At 61.5% G+C, this 662-nt stretch carries 1 protein-coding gene; it reads left to right on the forward strand.

The annotated features are described in order from the left end of the window. Positions 1-21 precede the first annotated feature (21 nt). Positions 22-662: DDE-type integrase/transposase/recombinase (locus J6525_RS46610; RefSeq protein ID WP_225649634.1), on the forward strand; the 641-nt coding region annotated here is incomplete at its 3' end.

Below are 662 nucleotides of genomic sequence, written 5' to 3' on the forward strand. Positions count from 1 at the left end.
TGTTAGGGAGCGCCTCGTGTCATGGAACTGAGCTTGCACGCGAACGCCACGACGACGCCGAAGACACGTGCCTACATCCAGCGCAGCCGGAAGTCGGTCGCTCAGTTGGCGGCCGAATTGGGGGTCAGCGAGACCACGATTTATCGCTGGCGCAGCCGCACGACGGTCGAAGACCGCTCGCACCGGCCGAAGAACCTCACGACCAGCCTCTCCGCGGTTGAAGAAAGGGCCGTTTGTGAACTGCGGACGTCGCTGCAGTTGCCGCTGGATGACATCGTTGAGGTGATGCGGCGATGCATCAACGCCAAGCTGTCCCGTAGTGCTATTCACCGCTGCCTGCAGCGCAATGGCATCAGCCGGCTTGCCAAGCCTGACAAGCCCAAAGCCGGCGTCTTCGAGAATGCCAGTATCGGCTTCATCCATATCGACGTGAAGTATCTGCCGGCACTGCAGCGCCGCACCAGCTATGCCTTTGTCGCCATCGACCGAGCCACCCGCTACGTCTTTGTCGAGGTCCATTCCAGGCGGGACGGAGCGACCGCGACCGGTTTCCTTAAGCGCTTCCTGGCTGATTTTCCGCACCAGGTTCACACTATCCTCACCGACAACGGTGCCGAGTTCACCGACCGCTTCGCCGTCGACAAGAAGAACAAGCCGCCCGG

Origin of the sequence: Bradyrhizobium australafricanum, from assembly GCF_020329495.1 — a bacterium.
GTDB lineage: Bacteria > Pseudomonadota > Alphaproteobacteria > Rhizobiales > Xanthobacteraceae > Bradyrhizobium > Bradyrhizobium australafricanum.